The organism is Psychrobacter sp. Pi2-51 (assembly GCF_904846665.1).
Classification (GTDB): domain Bacteria; phylum Pseudomonadota; class Gammaproteobacteria; order Pseudomonadales; family Moraxellaceae; genus Psychrobacter; species Psychrobacter glaciei.
The window spans coordinates 1-21,255 of record NZ_CAJHBP010000031.1 but is presented as its reverse complement, the minus strand read 5'-3'; the positions used below and the strand labels follow the sequence as shown (position 1 = coordinate 21,255).

Genomic DNA, 21,255 nt, shown 5'->3' with positions numbered 1-21,255 from the left:
CTTATTATTAAGAGCGGTTTTTTATTGATTTCTATTTATCTCAATCATGACTTACATGTTTGGATAGTTAGGACCGCCGCCACCTTCGGGCGTTACCCAAGTAATGTTCTGCGAGGGATCTTTGATGTCACAGGTTTTACAATGTACGCAGTTTTGCGCATTGATAACAAACTTAGCACCTTCCGCATCTTTGACCACTTCATAGACACCCGCTGGGCAGTACAAACGTGCTGGCTCAGCATATAGGGGTAAGTTGATTGAAATAGGCACCGTTTGATCGGTGAGTTTCAAGTGCGTTGGTTGATCTTCGGTATGGTTGGTGTTAGAGATAAATACCGACGACAACTTGTCAAATATCAGCTTGCCATCAGGCTTGAGGTAGGTTGGCTGATAAGCGTGGTTGGCACGCTCTAACTGATCGTAATCTGGCAGGTTATCGTGCAAGGTAAATGGCATTTTACCTTTCAATAAATTGTGCTCGATAAAGGTAAACGCTCCGCCCATAAACAGACCCATACGATGTATCGCAGGTGAAAAGTTGCGCGACTCGTAGTTATCTTTATACAACCATGACTCTTTATACATGGTGGTATAAGCAATCACTTCATCATGCTGACGATCTGCTTGTAATGCTTCAAAAATAGCTTCGGCTGCCAGCATGCCTGACTTCATTGACGTATGCGTGCCTTTGATTTTTGCTGGGTTCAAGAATCCAGCATCATCACCGACCAATACACCACCTGGGAAGGTGAATTTTGGTAGTGAGTTTAAGCCACCTTTAGTCAAAGCACGAGCACCGTAAGAAATGCGCTTACCACCTTCTAATACATTTTTAATGACAGGATGCGTCTTTAGGCGCTGCATTTCATCAAATGGTGACATGTATGGGTTGTGATAGGACAAATCTGCGACGAGACCAAAACTGACTTGGTTGTTTTCATCGAAGTATAACCACCACCCACCAGTAGAGCCCGTTTCGGTCAATGGCCAGCCAAGTCCGTGCATGACCACGCCTTGCTCGTGCTTCTCTGGGACAACTTCCCACAATTCTTTTAGACCAATACCGTAATGCTGAGGATCTGAGTCTTTATCAAGATCAAAACGGCTGATTAAGCGTTTGCCTAGATGACCACGGCTGCCTTCGGCAAAAATAGTGTATTTGGCAAGCAGCTCATAACCGGGTTCAAAGCTTGGCTTGGCTTCGCCATTGGCGGCGACACCCATATCACCAGTTAAGATACCGCGTACCGAACCATCGTCGTTATACAAAATATCATCAGCTGGGAAGCCTGGGAACATCATGACTTCTAGCTCTTCAGCTTGTACTGCTAACCAACGAACCACATTACCTAGCGAGACAATATAGTTACCGTCATTGTGCATCGGTGCTGGAATCAAAGGATCTGGCACTTTAGTAGAGCGTGTGGCTGAATTTAAGTAGTAGAAGCGATCTTCGGTGGCTGGCACGTTTAGCGGTGCGCCTTTTTCTTTCCAGTCTGGTATCAGCTCATTTAAAGCACGTGGCTCGATAACAGCGCCAGATAAGGTATGCGCACCAAATTCAGAGCCTTTTTCGACCACACAAACCATAAATTCATCGTTGCCAGCTTTAATAGCGAGCTGACGCAGACGAATCGCAGCAGATAGACCAGCAGGTCCACCGCCAACGATAATAACGTCAAATTCCATGGATTCGCGCTCAATCTCAGGCTCTGCCGCGACAGGTTCTACTACTGGCTCAGGTGTTTTTTCGACCGCTACTTTCTCAGCAGGCTCTTTATCCACGGCGACCGTTTCAATGGCTTCTGTAGTAGCAGTTTCATTGGTCTCTGCTTTATCAAGGTCGGCGGTTTCGACAGCAACTTCTTCAGCTGGCGCTTCTTTGGTCAGCGTCGTTGACTCGGGTGTTGTGGTGTCTGGCTTGGCCGTATCTGTCGCGACTGGTGCATCAGTGTGAACGCTATCACCGTCGACGACTGGCTTTTGATTGTCTTGCTCTTGCATACCTACTCCTAAACTTTTAGTGGCTTATCTCAGGGCATCATTAGCTTAACAATTGCATAATAAGGCTTGCGGCGCTAATTTCACTCAGACATATGGCTGCTCGACAGAAACTGTCTTTGCGGCATCAATTGACAACGTTGCTATTAAACTAAACCTAGTAGTTAAACCCAGTTAATGAAAAACTATTAACACATCAGCTAAAATGTGTTGTTAATGCAACGCTCACTTGACTGTTTCAATAAAAAATCGTTACTCATTATAAAAGAAAAGTCCTATAAACACGATACGCATTTACGAGTATCAGTGTTAAGGTGAAATTCATGTAGCAAAGGTATAATGTTGATATGGTCTCATCATACCCGAAACTAAAATTTATAGTAATAACAGATTTGCCAAACTTTAATTACTAGGTAAAGGATCAACTGATGAGTAATGATAATAGTAAGATGGATAATAATACACAAAGTAGCGCTAATAGCCCACAGCACGTGGCATCCAACCAAAATCCGATGAAAGCACTTAACCAATATTTAAAGTCTGCCGCAGGCACACGCGAGGGAAGAGCGATACCACCACTGGAAAAATGGCACCCTGAACAAGTGGATGATATGGATTTGGTGATTAAAGCCAACGGTGAGTGGTGGCATGAAGGCGGACAAATGACCAGAGAGTCATTGGTGAGCTTATTTGCCACTATCTTATGGAAAGAAGAAAATAATGGCGTAGCAGAGTATTTTTTAAAGACACCCGTACAAAAACTTCGCATTCAGGTAGAAGATGCACCATTATTGATTAATGATGTCGGTATCGTCGATGAAGCTAATAATAGCTGGCTAGAATTTACCACAACGACTGGTGATGTGGTACGTTTAGATGACGAGCATCCAATTACTTTACGGGCTTATAGCCTTGATGGTACTACTGACGACCAATCTGACGTGCAAGTAAGACCTTATATGCCAGTCAGAAACGGCTTGACTGCATTAATCGGTCGTAATGTTTTTTATCATTTGACTGAAATCGGTGAGCTGACAGAGCAAAAAGGTGAGACGATACTAACCTTGCAAAGTGGTGGTCGGTCTTATGAACTTTCTATGCCAACTGGCTAAGTATTCTATGCCAACTGGCTAAGTCTTATTTATTATTGCGATAAGCTGCCTTTCTATTTATATTAAGAGTAGTATTCTACATTAAGGGTAATGTTTTATATTAAGAGTAAAGCTCTATATTAAGAGTAACATTTGAAAATTGCTATCAAAATGAAGGTATCGATATGAAGACAGCGGTAGCGTACCGATGAATATTGCTGCAACCAATCTATTAAACATGGTTGAGAGGTCATCTATTTCTGTTAAAAAGCGAGATTCTAAAAAATCTGTTATTGATACCGCTAAAAATGCCACTTCGGTTAGCCAAGCTATGATTAATAAAGAGCGCAATGCCCCGATTGGCTTATTTGATTCTGGTATAGGCGGTCTGTCTGTCTATCTGCATTTAGCCCAGCAACTGCCTGCCGAGCGTTATATTTATTATGCAGATACCTTGCATGTGCCGTATGGCAATCGTGATAGTGAAGATATCGAAGCCTTGACCCTGACAGCAGTAGAGTGGCTGTATCAGCAGGGCTGCAAGCTCATTGTGATTGCCTGCAACAGTGCTTCTGCCTATGCTTTAGAGACAGCTAGACGATGTTATCCGCAGTTGCCTATCGTCGGTTTGGTACCAGCGCTCAAGCCAGCAGTGTTGGCCAGTAAGAGCAAACACGTTGCTGTATTGGCTACCAAAGCAACTTTGAATGGCATGTTACTGAATGAAGTCATTACTGCTATTGCCAGTCCTAATCGCACACTAGTGACCAAATATTTCGATCCACAGTTGGTACCTTGGGTAGAGGCAGGTATGCCAGAGAATTGTGAGACTGCAAAGCGGTTACGGCAGCAGCTACAGATATTTGCACAAGATGGAGTGGATCAGTTGGTACTAGGCTGTACCCATTATCCATTTTTTAAAGCATTTTTGTTGGATGAGATTGCGCAGCAGCAACTATCGATACAAGTGGTGGATTCAGGGCAAGCGATCGCTGAGCGGGTCAAGCAACTCTTGGTTGCAAACCAGTTGTCTGCCTTACTTGATAGTCGTGCGAAAAATAATGGTATAGAAGGTAGGGAGACGGGTAAAAAAAATCGACCGCCGTTGACTTTTTATGCGACCAAATATGATGATAAGTTGGTTATGCTGATACAGCGCTTACTGGGTAAAGAGACGTGCTTACAGTACTATACTAAGGGCGTGTCCTAAATACTAAGGGCGTGTCCTAAATTCAATTGATCATATCTAAACGGAAGCAACCAGATGAGCCAAAATAGCTAAATCTTGCCAAACGGCGTTAAATAGCTGGTCAACATCTTGATATTATCTATGCTGTTTTTTCTTATCTTTATCACTATTTTCAAAATGAAGATACGGACTAGTAAGCGTTGACATTGATAGGCGAAGACAAAACTGTTTATAACCATCTCGCTATATCTGTATTAGACAGCATAGACCTGATTATAAAATAAGCTGAGCGTACCTCCATAGGATTATGCTGGGCTGTGCAAGACATGATATTTGTGCTATTTTTACGTTCATATTTATTCCTGTCATCACCCAAGCGCAGAGGTTATTTTGCCAAACCGTCGTTATCACATTCATGTCATATGCGCTGACAACGATCAGTTGCTAGTGCTAGACAGTTTGGCGGTTTTTTTTCAGGCGCGCGCATTTCTAACCTACGATGTCTCCAGCAAATTGCCAAAAGCCTCGTTATATGGCCGCCAATGTATCGATGCATGCGATTATGCGTTAATGGTGGTCGGGGATAGCTACGGCACAGTACAAAATACCGGTGTCAGTCAAATGCATTTAAGCTATTTGAATGCCAAAGCCAAACTCAAACCCTTACTAATATTAGTCAAAAAGCATCATCAGGGTGCAGATATCAGTCGGCAGTTGCAAGAGTTTATCAACACAGTCACCCAGCAAGCCAAGCATGTTCATTACTATGATGCGGATACAGATATCGAGCAACTGCTTATCCAGGCCTACCATAATATGGTGATTCACTATAGTGTAAAAGACGTGTGGTTAAAGGTCAGCGAGGAATCGATAAGATTAATCAAACAAGCTTCACCTGACTCGATAATCTCTCGTCCTCCTATGAATACGCCACTGAAACAAAATAGCGGTGTTGTCGACGGAGGTGTTGCGGATAGTGTTAGCAAGCCGATTGTCTTAACAGACACTTTTTCTATTCAGTATAGCGCGCAAGCCTATGCTGGTGGTAACTTGACAGATGTCACTAGATCGATGACATTAAGTTGGAAGGAGGTATTGTGCACGCTGATGAAGATACCTGCGACTTTCTCAAGTTACGGTTTACAAAGTGCCATGAATCGTCTCATCGCCTCCAAGGCTGAGCATGACATCAAACAAGAGATGCCCAATGTCCACGCCGTAGCACGCTGTCAAATCGCCCAAAAGGACCTGAACCATTTGCAACGCCAGCTAGTCGCGGCTAACTGGATACAGTTAACGACTTATGGTACGCGGGTCTCGCAAGAGTTGTGGAAACTAACTTTCTATGCTCAAAACCTATTAAAAAATAAACAACCGGCCATTCGGACTCAGTGATGTTCATCAGAAGCTTTAATCAATGGCATGGTAAGGATTGTCAACGGATTTCCTGTGCTTGTTACTACGTTTTGTAATACAAAGCATACGCGGTAACGGTTGTGAATTTAGCCAAGACTCTTGATAATAAAGCTCATTAACGTAAAAAATATTTTATGATATTGGTTATTGGAACAATAGTTATTGAGATAATAGTTGAGATAAAAACGATTCAAATGATGTACTAGCCTATATAAACTTATCTACCGTAAAAACGACAAACATAAAAGCGCATAATAATATTGACTGATTAAGGAGCACTATCATGAGTAATGATAAACATGACGAGTTAAGAAAAGAGATTGATGGTCTAGAGAAAACCATGCACGATGCTGAACAGTATCACACACTAGAAGAGCAAGTGGCAGACATGAAGCGCCGTGGCATCGACCCTAGTAAAGCCTATAAAGATTGGGACAAAAAACAGGAAGACGAAGATTGGGGCGACGATACTTGGAAAGAAAATGGTAAATGGGAGCCGAAGACGCCTGCGGATCTGGATGATAAAGCCCGTGAAAATTGGGATGGTGATAATGGTAAACCCAATCCACCACCGATCGTATAAATAATTTTAGTAGATAATCGATATCTATAGATAATCGATTGATCAATAAAAAGCCACGCTAATCATGTTAGCGTGGCTTTTTTTAATCCATAATAATTAGTTTTATCAAAAACTTAGCGCATGTTCTCATTTTAAAAATAGTAATAAAAATGAGGACATGCCGTCGTGCTATGAACCTTCGTCAACACGTACGAGCTTCACGCTACCATCAGCACTCGTCACGCGGCGATAACGCGTATTGCCAGAACTTGATGGTTGAACCGATGACTGAGGTGAGTAAGTATTGGGAGTGCTCGTCTGTTGCTGAATCAACTGTCCCATGCGATCAGCAGAGGCAGGCTGTAAAGGCTGACTGTTCGCTGGCTGACCATATTGATTGCCATATTGACTGCCATATTGTGTGCTTCTTGGAGCTGTTTTTCCTGCGTTTCCAATGATTGAACGGTAAAATTTCTGTCCTGCACGTCCATCAGCGGGGAAGATACCCTTACTGGTTTGGTACTGCTGAATCGCAGTGCGAGTATTGTCTCCAATGATGCCATCGACTTCACCAATATCATAACCAGCATTTAATAGCGCTTGCTGAATGTCTTTTGCTTGCTGGCGACTGATACCCGGATCGTCGGTAGGCCAAGCAGTGACGAAGTCAGTTTTGCTGCTGTCTTCTTTAGTGATTAGGTCTGATAAATGTGCGATGGCTAAGGCGTAATTCTCTGACGCATTGTACGAATAAAACGTATCGAAGTTTTTACCCACTAAGAAAGCAGGACCTTCAGCGCCTGCAGGTAATAGTAATCCTGCACTATTCAAGTCGTAAGGCAATGGACTGCCATTGGCGAGCGTTAGACCTTGATCGCGCCAGTGGCTGATAGACTTTTTGTTCTTTCGGTCAGACGCTGCCCAATAACCACTGGGCAACTTGACTTCATAACCCCACGGCTCGCCAGTACGATAACCACGATTGTCCAAGAAGTTAGCGGTAGAGGCTAGCGCATCAGGGACACTATTAACTAAGTCGCGACGACCATCACCATCAAAATCAACGGCCAATTCTAAAAAGGTGCTCGGCATAAACTGCGTCTGTCCAAAAGCACCTGCCCATGAGCCAGTCATATCACTTGGCGCGATATCACCATTTTGGACGATTTTTAGCGCATTGGCATATTCACCTTGGAAGTAGCTCTGACGACGATCAAAACAAGACAGCGTCGCTAAGGATTCAAACAACGGCTTTTTGCCCAATGTCTGACCGAAGTTTGACTCAACACCCCAGACGCCTAATACGTGCTCGGCTTTGACCCCATAGCGTGATTCGATTTTACGCAAAGTATCTGCCCACTGGCGCTTGGCACGAATACCGTCTTCTACACGCTCGCTATCGACCAGCGATGAGAGATAATCCCAAACGTCTTTTTGAAACTCTGGTTGATAGTTCAACGATTGAATGACGCTAGGATCAGGCTGGCTTGGGCGATAGTTGTTAAAAATATAACCATCAACTCCGCTAAACTTACTAGAGTTTTTTAATCCATCTAGACATTGTTGTAGCTCGGCATTAGACAAGTTTGGTGCTTCTGGTCGGGCGGCTTGGGCAGTGCTAGCAAAACTCAAACCAACAGCAAGGCTAAGTAGCGATAAAGTAGAAACTGGAGTCAAACGCATGAAAATATCCTATAAACGTCAAAGTGGTCATTAAAAGAGGATGCAAAACTGGTTAAGGCAGTATGGACTTAGAGTAACCAATCTAAATAGTAAAGAAAAGGTATCGAAGCACTCAGTTACTATAAATGGACGTTGGCGTGAGGTTAGGAGAGGGTTTTAGGTACATTGAGGCTTTTTTCCCAAAACAATAGCATTCCTTACTTGTCTTTTAAGTTGTTATACTGATAGGTAAGAATTACCACAGAAATTGATAAAATACCTAAATATTTACTACCTATAAAAATAAGGTAAACAATGAAAGTCAAACGCTTACACCTACAAAACTATGGTCGCTTTGAAAACTTAAACATAGACTTTGCACCAACAGCTGAGAAGACAGGTAATGTCACTGTTATCGTGGGTAATAATGGCGCGGGTAAGTCGCAGATTTTGCAGGCGTTGGCGACGAGTTTGAGTTGGTTTGTGAACGGATTATCTAATTATGACAAAGAGATATCAGTTATAAAATTTGAGGAGCATGGTTTCCTAGAATCCGACGAAGGTCAATATATTGAACAATACCAGATTATGAATAATAAGGATTATTCAGAACTAGAGTTGTCTTTCTATGATGAAAGTATAGGAATGGAGATTTTAAATACAAACTCAACTAGAAAAGAGATTCTAGTACCTGCATCATATGGTGTACAAAGAACTGGTTTTGATGAACTGATTAAAGTATATTCAAAAAACTTTCAGAAAAGCAAAGATATAAGTTTACCTATAGTAGCTTACTATCCAGTAAATAGGGGCGTAATCTCAACACCCATGGATATAAACAAAGACTCGACTACAAATCAATTAACAGCTTATGAAGATGCATTAAAAAGTTCGGTCAGTTTTGAAACTTTCTTTTCATGGTTTCGAGAGCGTGAAGATATAGAGAATGAAAGTTTCGCTTCTTCTAAAGCTAAGGTGAAGGATAAAGAGGAAGATGTTGCTGATATTTTCATGAGGTCTTTAAAGGAAACCTATATTGAAAAAGGTAAGCTAGAAGAGTTTTCGAGTAAAGAGGTGCAGAAACTACGTGAAGCTATACGAAATTTTGAGACAAATTTTGAGGAACTTCTTTCACGTCGATTATTTAGTGATAAACAGTTAACAGTAGTGAGAATAGCAATTGAAGAGTTTACGGACTTAACTAATCCTCGTATACGTCGTCAAGGCACACCCACTATGATTGTTGAAAAAGACGGAGAGGAACTAGACGTTAAACAACTCTCTCAAGGCGAAAAGTCTTTATTAGCTTTAGTTGGAGATATTGCTCGCCGTTTAGCATTGCTTAATCCTAGCCTTGATAATCCGCTAGAAGGTGAAGGCGTGGTTATGATTGATGAAGTGGATTTGCATCTTCATCCAAAGTGGCAGCATGACTTAATTGATAAATTCGTCAAAACTTTCCCCAATGTACAATTTATTTTAACTACACATTCGCCACATGTTATCAGTGATCGGCCTGATATTTTGGTTTATGCCCTTGATGATGGTGAGCTAACTCAAGTACCAAATATTTATGGTGAAGATGTCAATACGGTTCTAACTAAAGTATTTGATGTGCCAATTAGAGATCCAGAAGCACAAGCAGACTTCGATAATGTTGCAGAACTTATTTATCAGAAAAATTTTGAGAGTGCAGAGAATTACATTATAAAATTAGAAAAACAGATGCCAGAGAATTTAGAATTACTGCGCTGTCGATTGCATCTCACTCAAGCCCAACTTGCAGCAAAAAAAGAGGGCTAGAAAGTTATGCAGAAGATTAATAAAACAGGCTCTATGCCCGATATAACTGCTAAGTGGATTAAGAAACATAATACGCTCAATTGGAACGATTTACCTTTCGATGAAAAAGAGATTTTAAGAGAGCATTTACATACTGAGCAGCATGGACTGTGCTGTTACTGTTGCAAAAAAATATCTACCAAAAGCGCGAGCGTAGAACATTTGCAAGATAAGCATCAACATCGAAAACTCCAGTTTAGTTATGATAACTTACTGTTAAGCTGTGTTTCGAACAAGCATTGCAACATAGCAAAGCAAAGTAAGGAGATAAAAGTTCATCCGCTGCATACTGACTGTGACGATAGCGTTAAAATGAATCCCTTATCCGCTCAGTTGTTCGGTGATAAACATAAAAAAGATGCCGATGAATCAATAGATATATTAAAATTAAACCATAATGAGTTGATTAATCACCGAGCTGATTTAATTAAGTTGGTTCAAACATATCTACCATTATTTAATGTGTGTGATGATATCTATCAATTGCAAGAAAATAGCACTTTCAAAGATAGTTTTCTAGCATTGGTTAAAGATTTCCCACAGTATAGGGAACTTGAGTATATCGTGAATAAATTGGCATAATACTGCCATTTGAAACCGATGCTTGCTGCCTTTTATGTAGCAAGCATCGCTGATTCTTATAGTTAACCAAACCCAACTACTCCTCCAAAACCCCATCCAACTCATTAATAAAGTCATGAATACGCTCAGAATTTTTGCCCAAATCACTACCGCCAACCCGTGACTTACTGCGAATATCAAGCAAACGCTCACTGCCGTTATCCGTTACACGTACGACAACGTCGTCTTTAAAGCTGAACCACATCGTACTATCTGTCGCTTCGACAATTCCTTTATTCGCATCCCTATTTACCAATTCCCAGCCTAAATTATTGACGGCTTGTTCGGTCGCCTTGACCAATTCAGATTGTGATTGCGTATAGCTCAAGGTTTTCAGATCCGGATAGGCGTCACGTTGTTGTTCAGCAGCTTCCGCACCTGCGTACTCAACTGGGTTTGGTGCATCAGCGCGTAGTGGGGCAATGGCCTCAAACTTAGGTGGATTGATCAAGTCGGTCGATATATCGTGAATAGGGGGTACACTTTTGCCTTTATTCATCATGCTAAGCGGCATAGCTATGGCAATAGCAGACAGTAGCAGCGCTGTTACCGTGCTACCAAGCGTCACTGTTTTGCGTTTAAATATCATTTGTGAAACGAGCAAGATAAGGGCGGTGATGCCAGCAAACACGCCGAATTTAAATCCCATAAAGGCGGTGCCCAAATCGACGACGCCATATTTATAAAGCGGACCGGGTAACGCCACCAATAAAAAAGCGATTAAGCTTACGAGACTAACTAGAACTTTCATTAGGTTTCTCCGTTATGATTTAATCGTCGCTTAATCACTATTGAATCACTGCGATAATTAAGCCTATGTTTAATTCAACAGCCAAACATGCTCAGTGACTTTTAGCTCAGGTGCGGAGCCAATAGTAGCAGATTCATTTATCAGTTCGTTAATTTGATAGTGCTCGCCATAGTATTGCTGTATTTGCTCGCTACTGATGGAGAAGGGCGGTCCATTCTTTTTATTTTGATCATAATTGAGCGTGATTAATAATTGCGGTGCAAATTTTTTATCAGCAGTATCGCTAAGCTGCCGCACTTGCTCGCTATATTTCATACGCATATTGGCTGGTAAGGCAATCAATGCCGCTTTATCATATATCGCATCGACAAAGCCAATATCCTCAGCCGTTAGCGCAAAAATATCAGCGACCCATAGCGTGATGGTTCGTCCTGCCAGCTGACCTTGATAGGATTTAATGGTTGGATTATCCGCATGCTGATATACAGTAGGCACGATATTTTGCTCAGTAAAGAATTCTTGTACGGCTGTCTCAACCAATTCAACGCCAACGACATTATAGCCCTGCGCTGTTAGCCATGCTATATCGATTGACTTACCACATAAAGGCACAAATACTCGACCACCAGCGGGCACGTTTAAATGGCTAAAGCACTTCATTAATAACGGATTCACTTGAGACTGATTAAAACCAATGCGTTTCTCTTGCCAGCGCGTTTGCCAAAATTCAGGGTTCATACGTTAGCCTTTATTGGTTAAGGTTTATATTATTAGTTATTTTTATAATAATCTTTTGGGTGATGATGCTAAAGGTATTAAAAAGCCAAACACCCATGAGATAAGCGTTTGGCTATGATTAAAATTTGCTCTAAAAACTATGCTTTTTCAGCAGTTTCTTATTTAACGTTTTGCTTAGCTCACCATGTATTTACTGAACTCTTTACGCAATTTGGCAAGCTTTGGCGGTATGGCAAAATTGCAATACCCCTGTCCTGGATTCTTATTAAAGAAGTCTTGATGAGTCTCTTCTGCTTTATAAAAATCAACGGCAGGATGTACTTCTGTGACCACGTTAACGCCCATGTCACGTAGTTTATTGATGGTGCGGTCGACCGTTGGTTTTTGATCTTCTTCGGTGTAAAACACGACACTGCGATATTGGCTACCGACATCATTGCCTTGACGATCCATCGTGGTGGGATCATGAGTGGCAAAAAAAACATCTAGGATGACTTCTAGCGGGACGATTGAGTCATCAAACTCAACCTTGATGACTTCAACGTGTCCTGTCGTACCACTACAGACTGCCTCATAGTTGGCAGAGACTGCGTCACCGCCCATGTAGCCTGACACGACAGATTTCACGCCTTTTACAGATAAAAATACCGATTCGGTGCACCAAAAACAGCCACCGCCTAATATAATGGTTTGCATAATTTTTCCTATTATTATAGATGTTGTTATAGAGATGGGCTAAGGTCTTTATTTGGATGCAATATTGTCATTTTTCAATGACCTATTACTTTGAAGAATTTATTACCCTTAGCGCGACCTAATCAGCTTAGCAGGGCATCTGATCGCGATAAGTAACAAACAGTAATGTTATAATGGGCTTTTGCTACGTTGAGCAGCTTTTAACTAAATAATGACAAGCAAGACTATCAATTATTTTCTACTTTAAGTTTTACTATCAACCAATGAGTCGCACCATGAGCCAATCCAAGTCTGCTATCAAACATGACACCCTATTTGACAAACCGTTTACCACACCGCTGGATAAAGCGTCGCGCTTTTCATTTGATGAGCAGGTAGTGGCTTGTTTCCCTGATATGATTCGTCGGAGTGTACCTGGCTATGGTCAAGTGCTCGCGATGCTGCCTATCTTTGCTCGTCGTCATTGTAAATATCGCCAGCAGGATGATAATGGTCAGCGTGTCAGTCGCATTTATGATTTGGGCTGCTCACTTGGTGCCGCAAGTATGACCTTGGCAGGCGAGTTTGAGCCGCAGGACTTGCAGATCAAAGCGATTGATATTTCACCGGCGATGACGACGGAAGCAAGCACGCTACTGAGTGAGAATTATCCTGAGCATGACATCGAAGTCATCACTGCTGACATTCGCGACGTCAAGCTTGAGCCATGCGATATGGTAATTCTGAACTTAACGCTACAGTTTTTGCCAGCCGCTGATAGAGTAGCAGTGCTAGAGAAGATTTATGCGGCATTAAGTGAAGGCGGCATATTGGTGCTAACTGAAAAAACCCACGCGTTTGATGAGCAATATGATGCGTGGTTGGTTGAGCGTTATTACGACTTTAAACGCGCCAATGGCTATACCGAGATGGAAATTAGCGGCAAGCGTAATGCGCTAGAAAACGTCCTTATTACTGATACCTTAGATGAGCATCATGCACGCTTGAGTGATGTTGGATTTGAGCGTCATCTGACATGGTTTCAGTTTTTGAATTTCGTTTCTGTGGTGGCGTTTAAATAATCCTTATCTTTAATACAGTTATTTTTCAATCAATACGGTAACCTGCTTTTATGCTCAACGACACTATCATCAACGCCGAACGTGAATTATATCTAACCCTACTAGAGCTGGCGCAACAGCAGCCGATCGCTTATGAGTGGCTCAAGCAATTACCAACTTGGCTAAATACTATCAAAGACAAAGCTAACTATGCGCATGCGCCTGCCTACCAAGCATCAGTCGCTCGTTTGCCAAATCTAAACGTCAACAACGTCGATCTAAACAGTGACACATTGACGATTGATGCCAGTCTTAATGAGTCTGAGCGTAAACAGGCAATGGCACTGTTAAAGCAACTGATGCCATGGCGTAAAGGGCCATTTCAGATCGGCGGTCAGATTGGCGATGATGAATCAGGTATTAAGATTGACACTGAGTGGCACAGTGACTGGAAGTGGCAACGGGTCGCACCGCATTTGGGTGAGTTAAAAGGTCGCCGAGTATTAGATGTGGGCGGTGGCTCTGGTTATCACGGCTGGCGTATGGCAGGTGCTGGCGCGGATACGGTCATTATCATTGATCCGTCATGCTTGTTTTATCATCAGTTTATGGCGATTCGGCACTTTGTGGGTAATGCAGATAATTATAAGACGCACTATATTCCCGTACCGCTTGAAGCCTTACCTGCGCACAGCCAGTTGTTTGATACCGTATTTAGCATGGGTGTGCTTTATCATCGTCAGTCACCTTTTGAGCATTTACAGCAGCTACGTGGTCAGCTCGTCAAAGGCGGTGAGTTGGTGCTTGAGACGTTGGTCATCGAAGGCGATGCCAATACCGTACTCGTACCGCATGATAGGTATGCGCAAATGAATAATGTGTATTTCTTACCATCAGTGGCAGCATTAATAGGCTGGATAGAAAAAGCAGGATTCTCAGATGTACGCTGCGTGGATGTGGCAGTGACATCGACGGAAGAGCAGCGTAAAACGGAATGGATGACTTATCATTCGTTAGCAGACTTCTTAGATCCCAATGATTCGACTAAGACCATGGAAGGGTATCCAGCACCAATGCGCGCGACCTTGATTGCCAAGAGGTAGAGCGCTATTAGTATCTGCCATGAATAAATAGACCTCTTGCAGAAGTCATTGCTAACCCTAGGGCTTGTCTTCAATTCAATCGATAGTCATCTAAATGGGCTAAAAATGGCTAAATCTTGCCAAACATCGTCAAATAGCTGGTTAATATCCCGATATTATCTGCGCTATTTTTCTTGTTTGACGGCAATTTATCTCATTTTTATCACCATTTTTAAAATGAAGACACGCCCTAGTAACAAGCTAGGTGTTTATGACCCATCATTAGAAGGTGAAGATATGCCCGAATTAAATGAGCCACTTCTTAAAAGCGACTTCTAATAATATCTTGAGTAAAAATCCTACAAAGCCCGCACCCAGCGCCAAGAAAATCCAAAAAGTACCTGCTCGCCCAGCTTCAGATTTTTTAGAGATATCCCAAACAATAAAGAATAAAAATGCAATGAATATAGGTAATAATACGTATAGTCCCCAACTGGTGACGGTACTGGCGGCAATGGCAAACATGGCATAATCCTATAAAGTGGTAACATACCGTCTATTTAACGCTATCATTTTATGGTTTCTTTGATAGAGATCGCCCTAAGAAAAGCGTATCACCCTCAAATAATGAGCAGTAATAAATAAAACAATAAATGAAAATTAAATAGAAGGGAAAAATACAAAGCATCATTATAACGCGGAAGCAAGTGGGTATAAACTGATGCTAATGAGTCGACAACAGTAACGCTACAATTAGCAGGGCTAACTGTTCATTGCCCATCCTAAATCGCAGCCTATTTATACCGTCTCTTTGGGATTTATAATGAACGATAGCATAGGTAGGCCTTTTAACTGCATAAATTACTCGCGTTAACTGTTATAACCGTAAGATTTTAGTGCTAATTTTGGTGCAAATGGTGCAATAAAGCGCAAAGATTGTTATATTTACAGGTTACTTATCCTTTTGTACTATTTTATCCCTTGCAATGTCGGTCGCTATTATAATGGGCAGTTATCGACTGCTCGCATTCGCCACATTTTTACACCGTTTTTGTTGTTTATTTAACTGAGTTCAAATCCTTATGTCACAAGCCCAAATTGATACACTTGCATCACTATTCAACGATGCTATTCATACCTTACAAGCCGATGGCACACTACCTGCTGACTGGCAAAACAACAGCCAAATCACTCGTACGAAAGACTTGAGCCATGGTGATTTTGCCAGTAATATCGCGCTTACTGCTGCCAAAGCTGCCAAGGCCAATCCACGCCAGCTTGCCGAAAAAATCGTCAATGCCTTGCCTGAAAATCAAGACATTCGCCAAATAGAAATCGCTGGTCCAGGCTTTATCAATGTCTTTTTAAACGCTGAAGCCAAATTTGCAGTGTTAGACGATATCTTTAACTTGCAAGATCGTTTTGGTCTAAGTGATCAGTTTGAAGGGCAAAAAATTCAAGTTGAGTTTGTCTCTGCCAATCCAACGTCTAGTTTGCATGTCGGTCACGGGCGTGGTGCTGCATTTGGCATGAGCGTGTCAAACCTGCTAGAAGCGATTGGCTATGACGTCACCCGCGAATATTATGTCAATGACGCTGGCCGTCAAATGGACATCTTAGCGACCAGTACGTATCTACGCTATCTAGAAGCCAACGGCGAGGAAATACAGTTTCCCGTTAATGGTTATCAAGGCGACTATGTCAGTGATATCGCAGAAACGCTAAAAGCGCAACATGGCACGAGCTACGTGCATCGCTTTACAGACGTTGCTAAAGATGCGCCAGAAGATGCACAGTTTGAAATCAATGCCGATGGCGAAAAAGTTTTGCTATCAGGTGATAAAGAAGCCCATATCGATGGTTTGATTGCCAATAGTAAAGCATTGCTTGGCGATGGCTATGAGCTGTTTTTAAATGCCGCATTGAGCAGTATTCTGGCTGATATTAAAGACGACTTAAATGACTTTGGTGTGCGTTACGAGTGTTGGTTTAGCGAAAGATCGATCGATAGCGAGATTGAGCCAGTACTGCAAGTTTTAGATGACAAAGGTTATCTGTACGAAAAAGACGGCAATATTTGGTTTAAATCGACCGATTTTGGCGATGAAAAAGACCGTGTGGTACGCCGTGCTAATGGACAATCGACTTACTTTGCTTCTGACATTGCTTATCATAAAAATAAGTTTGATCGTGGTTTTGATAAAGTCGTCAACGTTTGGGGCGCGGATCACCATGGTTATGTGCCACGAGTAAAAGCGGCTTTATTAGCTTTGGGAATTGATTCAGAACGCCTCGATGTGGTACTGGTACAGTTCGTGGCGCTATGGCGCGGTAGTGAAAAAGTGCAAATGTCATCGCGTTCTGGTCAGTTTGTTACCTTGCGTGAGCTGCGTGCAGAAGTCGGTAATGACGCTGCGAGATTCTATTATGTGGCACGTAAGCCTGAAGTGCATATTGACTTTGATTTAGAGCTTGCCAAATTACAAAGCAAAGACAACTTGGTTTACTACATTCAATATGCGCATGCACGGGTTTGCCGCGTATTAGAAAAGCTAGAAGCCAGTGGTCTGGTGGTAGACGATTTGATAGGTGCACAGCATCAAAACTTGCTGACAGCGCCTAGCGAGGATGAACTCATCAAACTCTTAGCGGCCTATCCAGCGACCCTGTTACGAGCGGCGACTGGCTATGAGCCGCATGTACTGACCAACTATCTAAAAGAGTTGGCAGCGCTATTCCATGGCTGGTACGATACCAATCGTATTTTGCCGGTGAGCTTAACTTCGGGCGAAACACCAAGTCAGGAAGAGATGGAATTGATGCAAGCACGTCTGCGTTTGTCTAAAGCAGTACGCCAAGTATTGGCCAATGGGCTTAGTTTATTAGGGCTATCCGCACCGTCTAGCATGTAATAACTTTCTAACATGTAGTGTCTTTCTAACATGTGGTAATTTTCTAACATGTAGAATGAGTATAGGCGACCGATAGCAATAATTCGATAATGATAGATTCAGTAGGGAGAAAGAGATCCATGCTAGCCAAAAAACCTAAAGGCGCGACCGAAAAGCGCAAATCAAGTAGCGTATCAGGTTTATTATGGATGTTTGTCGGGGCAGTATTGACCTTAATGATTGGGGTGTTTTTGTACCTTTCGCCATTATTCGATTTCAGCCCCGCTGATAGCACTGCCGGCAATGATCCTGATCGTCAGGTAGAGCCTCGCATCGATACTGATACTGATAATAGCGATTACGAGTTCTACGATATATTGCCCAATCAAGAAATGGCCACTATTCCTGATGAAAGTATCAGTGAGATAGGTAATGATGGTTTGGGTAGTATCGGTGCTTTTGAACCGGATGTCGTCGTCACTCAACCAGAGAACAACTCAGCCAGTCGCAACGATGATACGGGTAACTTCGGTATTTCTGAAAGCACCTCTATCGAGCCGAGCCGTGGTAGCAATGCTGGCACGAGTAATAATAGCGATGATATTGTTATCGTTGAAGAAGACGCTACCTATGACAGTGCGCCGGCTAATGGCAATACAGCAAACCGTACCAATAACACAGGGGCGAGTACGGCTAGTATTCAACCTGCGAAGCCTGCAGCGACTTATATCTTGCAGATTAATAGCTTCGGTGATGCTGATGAAGCCGATCGTCGCCGTGCCCAAGTGCTGATGGCAGGTGTAGACGCTAGAGTGGTCAAAAACACCACGGGCAATGGCTTGCCTATCTATCAGGTTATTTCGCGCCCAATGAATAACCGTCAAGCAGTCACTACTGCTCAGCAGCGCCTACAAAATAATGGCATTGATTCTATTATTGTTGAGCAGCGCCGCTAAGTTGCGCCTAATAGCTGCCATACTCATTTATTAATAATAAAAAAAGCGTCGCAATGGCGTTTTTTTTATCTCTGTTTTTTAGTAAAGTTACTTTTTCTGTTGGTTTATTATCTCTCATCAAAAATTTCATAAAGAGCGTGGCTATGACTGTCTCTGATTCAGCAACACCGCCTAACGGCTTGATAAAAGCATTTTTCCAAAAGTATTTCATCGATGCCTTTACTGGCATGGCTTTAGGGCTTTTTGTCACATTGATTGCTGGTTTGATTATTTCACAAATTGGTGGTTGGTTAGACATGCCAGCACTCATTGCGGTCGGGAAATTGGCTTCTATATTAATGGGGGCTGGTATCGGTGTGGGCATTGCGTATTATCTCAAAGCACCGACTTTGGTTATGCTCAGCTGCTTGGTCGCAGGGATGCTTGGTGCTCACTCTGAAGCGTTGATGGCAGGCACGCTTTTTACCCCGCAAGTGGGTGGACCGGCGACATTCGTGGCTTTGCCCGGCAATCCTATTGGCGCATATTTGACCTCAGTATTTGCTTATCGCGCTGGTACTTGGGTCGCTGGCAAGACCAAACTTGATATTTTGTTAATTCCTTTATTGGTCTGTGCCGTCGCATTGGCAGTTTGCGCCTTGCTTAATCCGCCTATCGTTGCGGCTGTCGCTGCTATTGGTCAAGGTATTCAAGCAGCCACTGAGTTACAGCCACTACTAATGGGTATTGTTATCGCTGTCGTGGTCGGTATTTTGCTGACAATGCCCACTTCAAGCGCCGCCATTTGTATCGCGATTGGACTTGGTGGTGTAGCAGGTGGCGCTGCGGTGGTTGGTTGTGCGGCGCATATGATTGGCTTTGCCGTTGCTAGCTTTAAAGACAATGGGGTTAGCGGTGTGATATCTCAGGGTCTAGGCACTAGCATGCTGCAAATCCCCAATGTGTTAAAAAAACCTGTGGTCTTGTTGCCTGCTGTTGTCGCTAGTGCCATCGTTGGTCCTATCGCCACGGTAGGCTTTGGCTTGGCGTGTACGGCGACAGGCGCGGGTATGGGCACTGCTGGACTGGTCGGGGTGTTTGGGGTCATTGAAGCGTCACAAGAGATTATGAGTAGCGCCCAGTTATGGACAGCGATTATTTTATTGATGTTCGTATTGCCTGCGGTGATTGCTGGCGTCGTCGCTTATATGATGCGTCGTCTGGGCTGGTTAGTTGATGGTGATATGAAACTGCCTTAATCCTCAAGGACTATTTGACCTTTTCGATATTTCGATAAGGCTAAAAATCAAAAAAGCCCTGCTAGTGTAGCGGGGCTTTTTTGACTGTCTTTATCTTTATCTGAATCTTATAGCGACTAGGCCGATTTACGAGCACCAGTTCTGGCAGGTTTCTTGCCTTTCAATTTGCGTGACAGCTTATGGACGTCATTCAGTATCTTGCTATAGCTTGATGGAAACACGCGCTGTACGGCGTCGATTATTTTGGCATCGTTACCGATCAAGCAGCGTGGCTGATTGGTCGCGGCGGCTTGCAGAATAATCCAAGCCGCTTCACTGGCATCAAACTTTAAAAATTTATTAAAACTACTGATCGCTTTGCTGCCACCCCGCATGCCGAGATCACTGATGCTGTCATTACCACGCGCACTATTGGCGATATTGGTTTTGATGCCACCTGGATGGATGCAAGTGGCTGAGACGCCGCAGCGCTGAATATTCAGCTCTTGACGCAGGCTTTCGGTAAAGCCACGTACCGCAAATTTGCTAGAGTTATAGGCAGATTGCGAAGGCTGAGCGGTCAAACCAAAGAGGCTTGAGATATTAATAATGTGACCGTGCTCAGTAAATTGGCGTGCTTTGCTGTCTTTACCATTTTTAGTCGATTCGCTTTCTTTGACGCTATTTTTGATTAAGGGTAAAAATGCCTTGGTGCCATAGACCACGCCCCAAAAATTGATATCCATGACCCATTCCAGCTCATCGATACTGCTGCCTTCTACGGTTGAATAAAGCGCTACGCCTGCATTGTTAAAGATAAAGTTTACTTTGCCGTGATCGCTCATGACATCGTCTGCCCATGCTTGCACTGCTTTATTGTCTGAGACATCGAGTACGGTCATGGTGACTTTGACATCATAACCGACGAGCAATGCTTTGGTTTGGGCTAACTGCTCGGGATTGATATCGGATAGCGCGACATGACAGCCCATTTGTGCTAAATGAATGGCAAGCTCGCGACCCATACCAGATCCTGCACCGGTAATGGCGGCAACATGATTGCGATAATAAGGGGCAATATTATGGTCTTTATTGGCAGAAAAAGGTAGGTGCTGACGCAGGGAGGTTGCTATAGAAGTAACGTTATTAAGCATGATAAACAGTCCTTTGTATCATCTGTGATGGAGTCTGGATAGTGCATTTGGCCTTCGCTCTACTGGGCATAGACTCTGAGAGTAAAGCATAAATAGAACCTCTACCTTAGCATGGTTTATAAGGTTAGCTGCCTGCGATTGATAAACGCAGCTGTCATTTTTTGAGCCACTTATAATCAGTGAAAAGCAATATCGAACCATCACGCATTGCTGATATCAATTTTTCTTGCTTGCTGTGCCTGCGCAGACAGAGGCGACAAAAAATAGACTGTCCCATCCTAGAATAGGTTGAGGGTTTATGAGAAGTCAGATACTTAGCAGTATCTGACTTTTTCTTTGAGTACTG

General features: G+C 42.9%; 18 protein-coding genes. 11 read left to right on the top strand and 7 right to left on the bottom strand.

Features of this window, described 5'->3' with window-relative positions; translation table 11 throughout:
• Positions 1 to 51: 51 nt before the first annotated feature.
• A complete protein-coding gene (locus JMY08_RS12505; RefSeq protein ID WP_189586788.1) occupies positions 52 to 1,689 on the bottom strand; it encodes an electron transfer flavoprotein-ubiquinone oxidoreductase in 1,638 nt (545 codons plus the stop codon).
• Between the two features lie 740 nt (positions 1,690 to 2,429).
• Between JMY08_RS12505 and JMY08_RS12500 the strand changes: the two genes are divergently transcribed.
• The 4 genes from JMY08_RS12500 to JMY08_RS12485 all read left to right on the top strand — a co-directional run bounded on the left by JMY08_RS12500 (position 2,430) and on the right by JMY08_RS12485 (position 6,280).
• Complete coding sequence (locus JMY08_RS12500; protein ID WP_201593597.1) at positions 2,430 to 3,113, top strand: DUF1285 domain-containing protein; 684 nt, start codon at positions 2,430 to 2,432, stop codon at positions 3,111 to 3,113.
• Between the two features lie 187 nt (positions 3,114 to 3,300).
• Positions 3,301 to 4,302 (top strand): glutamate racemase, encoded by a 1,002-nt coding sequence (murI, locus tag JMY08_RS12495; RefSeq protein ID WP_201593596.1) that lies wholly within the window; start codon positions 3,301 to 3,303, stop codon positions 4,300 to 4,302.
• 369 nt (positions 4,303 to 4,671) lie between these two features.
• The gene (locus tag JMY08_RS12490) at positions 4,672 to 5,676 is read left to right on the top strand and encodes a DUF4062 domain-containing protein (protein WP_201593595.1); all 1,005 of its coding nucleotides are present in this window, start codon (positions 4,672 to 4,674) and stop codon (positions 5,674 to 5,676) included.
• A 304-nt stretch (positions 5,677 to 5,980) separates the two neighbouring features.
• Entirely contained in the window at positions 5,981 to 6,280 is a 300-nt protein-coding gene (locus JMY08_RS12485; protein ID WP_010197759.1) for a hypothetical protein, read from the top strand.
• Between the two features lie 168 nt (positions 6,281 to 6,448).
• On the opposite strand, the gene JMY08_RS12480 is transcribed toward JMY08_RS12485, so the two are convergent.
• Positions 6,449 to 7,942: a lytic murein transglycosylase gene (locus tag JMY08_RS12480; protein WP_201593594.1), complete on the bottom strand. Its 1,494-nt coding sequence runs from the start codon at positions 7,940 to 7,942 to the stop codon at positions 6,449 to 6,451.
• 294 nt (positions 7,943 to 8,236) lie between these two features.
• On the opposite strand from JMY08_RS12480, the gene JMY08_RS12475 reads away from it, so the two are divergent.
• Together JMY08_RS12475 and JMY08_RS12470 are read left to right on the top strand one after the other, a co-directional pair.
• Positions 8,237 to 9,724: an AAA family ATPase gene (locus JMY08_RS12475; RefSeq protein ID WP_201593593.1), complete on the top strand. Its 1,488-nt coding sequence runs from the start codon at positions 8,237 to 8,239 to the stop codon at positions 9,722 to 9,724.
• Between the two features lie 6 nt (positions 9,725 to 9,730).
• Positions 9,731 to 10,345 (top strand): retron system putative HNH endonuclease, encoded by a 615-nt coding sequence (locus JMY08_RS12470; protein WP_194621096.1) that lies wholly within the window; start codon positions 9,731 to 9,733, stop codon positions 10,343 to 10,345.
• A gap of 76 nt (positions 10,346 to 10,421) precedes the next feature.
• On the opposite strand, the gene JMY08_RS12465 is transcribed toward JMY08_RS12470, so the two are convergent.
• From JMY08_RS12465 to msrA, 3 genes are all read right to left on the bottom strand, one after another.
• The gene (locus tag JMY08_RS12465; protein WP_201593592.1) at positions 10,422 to 11,135 is read right to left on the bottom strand and encodes a DUF1499 domain-containing protein; all 714 of its coding nucleotides are present in this window, start codon (positions 11,133 to 11,135) and stop codon (positions 10,422 to 10,424) included.
• A 69-nt stretch (positions 11,136 to 11,204) separates the two neighbouring features.
• The gene (tmpT, locus tag JMY08_RS12460) at positions 11,205 to 11,873 is read right to left on the bottom strand and encodes a thiopurine S-methyltransferase (protein WP_201593591.1); all 669 of its coding nucleotides are present in this window, start codon (positions 11,871 to 11,873) and stop codon (positions 11,205 to 11,207) included.
• 174 nt (positions 11,874 to 12,047) lie between these two features.
• Positions 12,048 to 12,569, bottom strand: coding sequence for a peptide-methionine (S)-S-oxide reductase MsrA (msrA, locus tag JMY08_RS12455; protein ID WP_201593590.1), 522 nt, complete (start codon positions 12,567 to 12,569; stop codon positions 12,048 to 12,050).
• Positions 12,570 to 12,832: 263 nt separating this feature from the next.
• On the opposite strand from msrA, the gene cmoA reads away from it, so the two are divergent.
• Together cmoA and cmoB are read left to right on the top strand one after the other, a co-directional pair.
• Positions 12,833 to 13,630, top strand: coding sequence for a carboxy-S-adenosyl-L-methionine synthase CmoA (gene cmoA, locus JMY08_RS12450; RefSeq protein WP_201593589.1), 798 nt, complete (start codon positions 12,833 to 12,835; stop codon positions 13,628 to 13,630).
• A gap of 50 nt (positions 13,631 to 13,680) precedes the next feature.
• Positions 13,681 to 14,712, top strand: a complete 1,032-nt coding sequence (gene cmoB, locus JMY08_RS12445; RefSeq protein WP_201593588.1) for a tRNA 5-methoxyuridine(34)/uridine 5-oxyacetic acid(34) synthase CmoB — start codon at positions 13,681 to 13,683, stop codon at positions 14,710 to 14,712.
• A gap of 285 nt (positions 14,713 to 14,997) precedes the next feature.
• On the opposite strand, the gene JMY08_RS12440 is transcribed toward cmoB, so the two are convergent.
• Positions 14,998 to 15,216, bottom strand: coding sequence for a DUF2788 domain-containing protein (locus JMY08_RS12440; protein WP_010200696.1), 219 nt, complete (start codon positions 15,214 to 15,216; stop codon positions 14,998 to 15,000).
• A 557-nt stretch (positions 15,217 to 15,773) separates the two neighbouring features.
• Here JMY08_RS12440 and argS point away from each other — a divergent pair.
• From argS to JMY08_RS12425, 3 genes are all read left to right on the top strand, one after another.
• Entirely contained in the window at positions 15,774 to 17,603 is a 1,830-nt protein-coding gene (gene argS / locus JMY08_RS12435; protein ID WP_201593587.1) for an arginine--tRNA ligase, read from the top strand.
• A gap of 119 nt (positions 17,604 to 17,722) precedes the next feature.
• The gene (locus tag JMY08_RS12430; RefSeq protein ID WP_201593586.1) at positions 17,723 to 18,538 is read left to right on the top strand and encodes an SPOR domain-containing protein; all 816 of its coding nucleotides are present in this window, start codon (positions 17,723 to 17,725) and stop codon (positions 18,536 to 18,538) included.
• A gap of 143 nt (positions 18,539 to 18,681) precedes the next feature.
• Positions 18,682 to 19,776, top strand: coding sequence for a PTS transporter subunit IIC (locus tag JMY08_RS12425; protein ID WP_201593585.1), 1,095 nt, complete (start codon positions 18,682 to 18,684; stop codon positions 19,774 to 19,776).
• Between the two features lie 116 nt (positions 19,777 to 19,892).
• Here JMY08_RS12425 and JMY08_RS12420 read toward each other — a convergent pair whose 3' ends face one another.
• Complete coding sequence (locus JMY08_RS12420; protein ID WP_201593584.1) at positions 19,893 to 20,909, bottom strand: SDR family NAD(P)-dependent oxidoreductase; 1,017 nt, start codon at positions 20,907 to 20,909, stop codon at positions 19,893 to 19,895.
• Positions 20,910 to 21,255: the final 346 nt, after the last annotated feature.

Bases quoted from the DNA above. Each gene is read 5' to 3' on its own strand.
- JMY08_RS12505 (WP_189586788.1), bottom strand. From the start codon at position 1,689: ATGGAATTTGACGTTATTATCGTTGGCGGTGGACCTGCTGGTCTATCT.
- JMY08_RS12500 (WP_201593597.1), top strand. From the start codon at position 2,430: ATGAGTAATGATAATAGTAAGATGGATAATAATACACAAAGTAGCGCT.
- murI (WP_201593596.1), top strand. From the start codon at position 3,301: ATGAATATTGCTGCAACCAATCTATTAAACATGGTTGAGAGGTCATCT.
- JMY08_RS12485 (WP_010197759.1), top strand. From the start codon at position 5,981: ATGAGTAATGATAAACATGACGAGTTAAGAAAAGAGATTGATGGTCTA.
- JMY08_RS12480 (WP_201593594.1), bottom strand. From the start codon at position 7,942: ATGCGTTTGACTCCAGTTTCTACTTTATCGCTACTTAGCCTTGCTGTT.
- JMY08_RS12475 (WP_201593593.1), top strand. From the start codon at position 8,237: ATGAAAGTCAAACGCTTACACCTACAAAACTATGGTCGCTTTGAAAAC.
- JMY08_RS12470 (WP_194621096.1), top strand. From the start codon at position 9,731: ATGCAGAAGATTAATAAAACAGGCTCTATGCCCGATATAACTGCTAAG.
- JMY08_RS12465 (WP_201593592.1), bottom strand. From the start codon at position 11,135: ATGAAAGTTCTAGTTAGTCTCGTAAGCTTAATCGCTTTTTTATTGGTG.
- tmpT (WP_201593591.1), bottom strand. From the start codon at position 11,873: ATGAACCCTGAATTTTGGCAAACGCGCTGGCAAGAGAAACGCATTGGT.
- msrA (WP_201593590.1), bottom strand. From the start codon at position 12,569: ATGCAAACCATTATATTAGGCGGTGGCTGTTTTTGGTGCACCGAATCG.
- cmoA (WP_201593589.1), top strand. From the start codon at position 12,833: ATGAGTCGCACCATGAGCCAATCCAAGTCTGCTATCAAACATGACACC.
- cmoB (WP_201593588.1), top strand. From the start codon at position 13,681: ATGCTCAACGACACTATCATCAACGCCGAACGTGAATTATATCTAACC.
- JMY08_RS12440 (WP_010200696.1), bottom strand. From the start codon at position 15,216: ATGTTTGCCATTGCCGCCAGTACCGTCACCAGTTGGGGACTATACGTA.
- argS (WP_201593587.1), top strand. From the start codon at position 15,774: ATGTCACAAGCCCAAATTGATACACTTGCATCACTATTCAACGATGCT.
- JMY08_RS12430 (WP_201593586.1), top strand. From the start codon at position 17,723: ATGCTAGCCAAAAAACCTAAAGGCGCGACCGAAAAGCGCAAATCAAGT.
- JMY08_RS12425 (WP_201593585.1), top strand. From the start codon at position 18,682: ATGACTGTCTCTGATTCAGCAACACCGCCTAACGGCTTGATAAAAGCA.
- JMY08_RS12420 (WP_201593584.1), bottom strand. From the start codon at position 20,909: ATGCTTAATAACGTTACTTCTATAGCAACCTCCCTGCGTCAGCACCTA.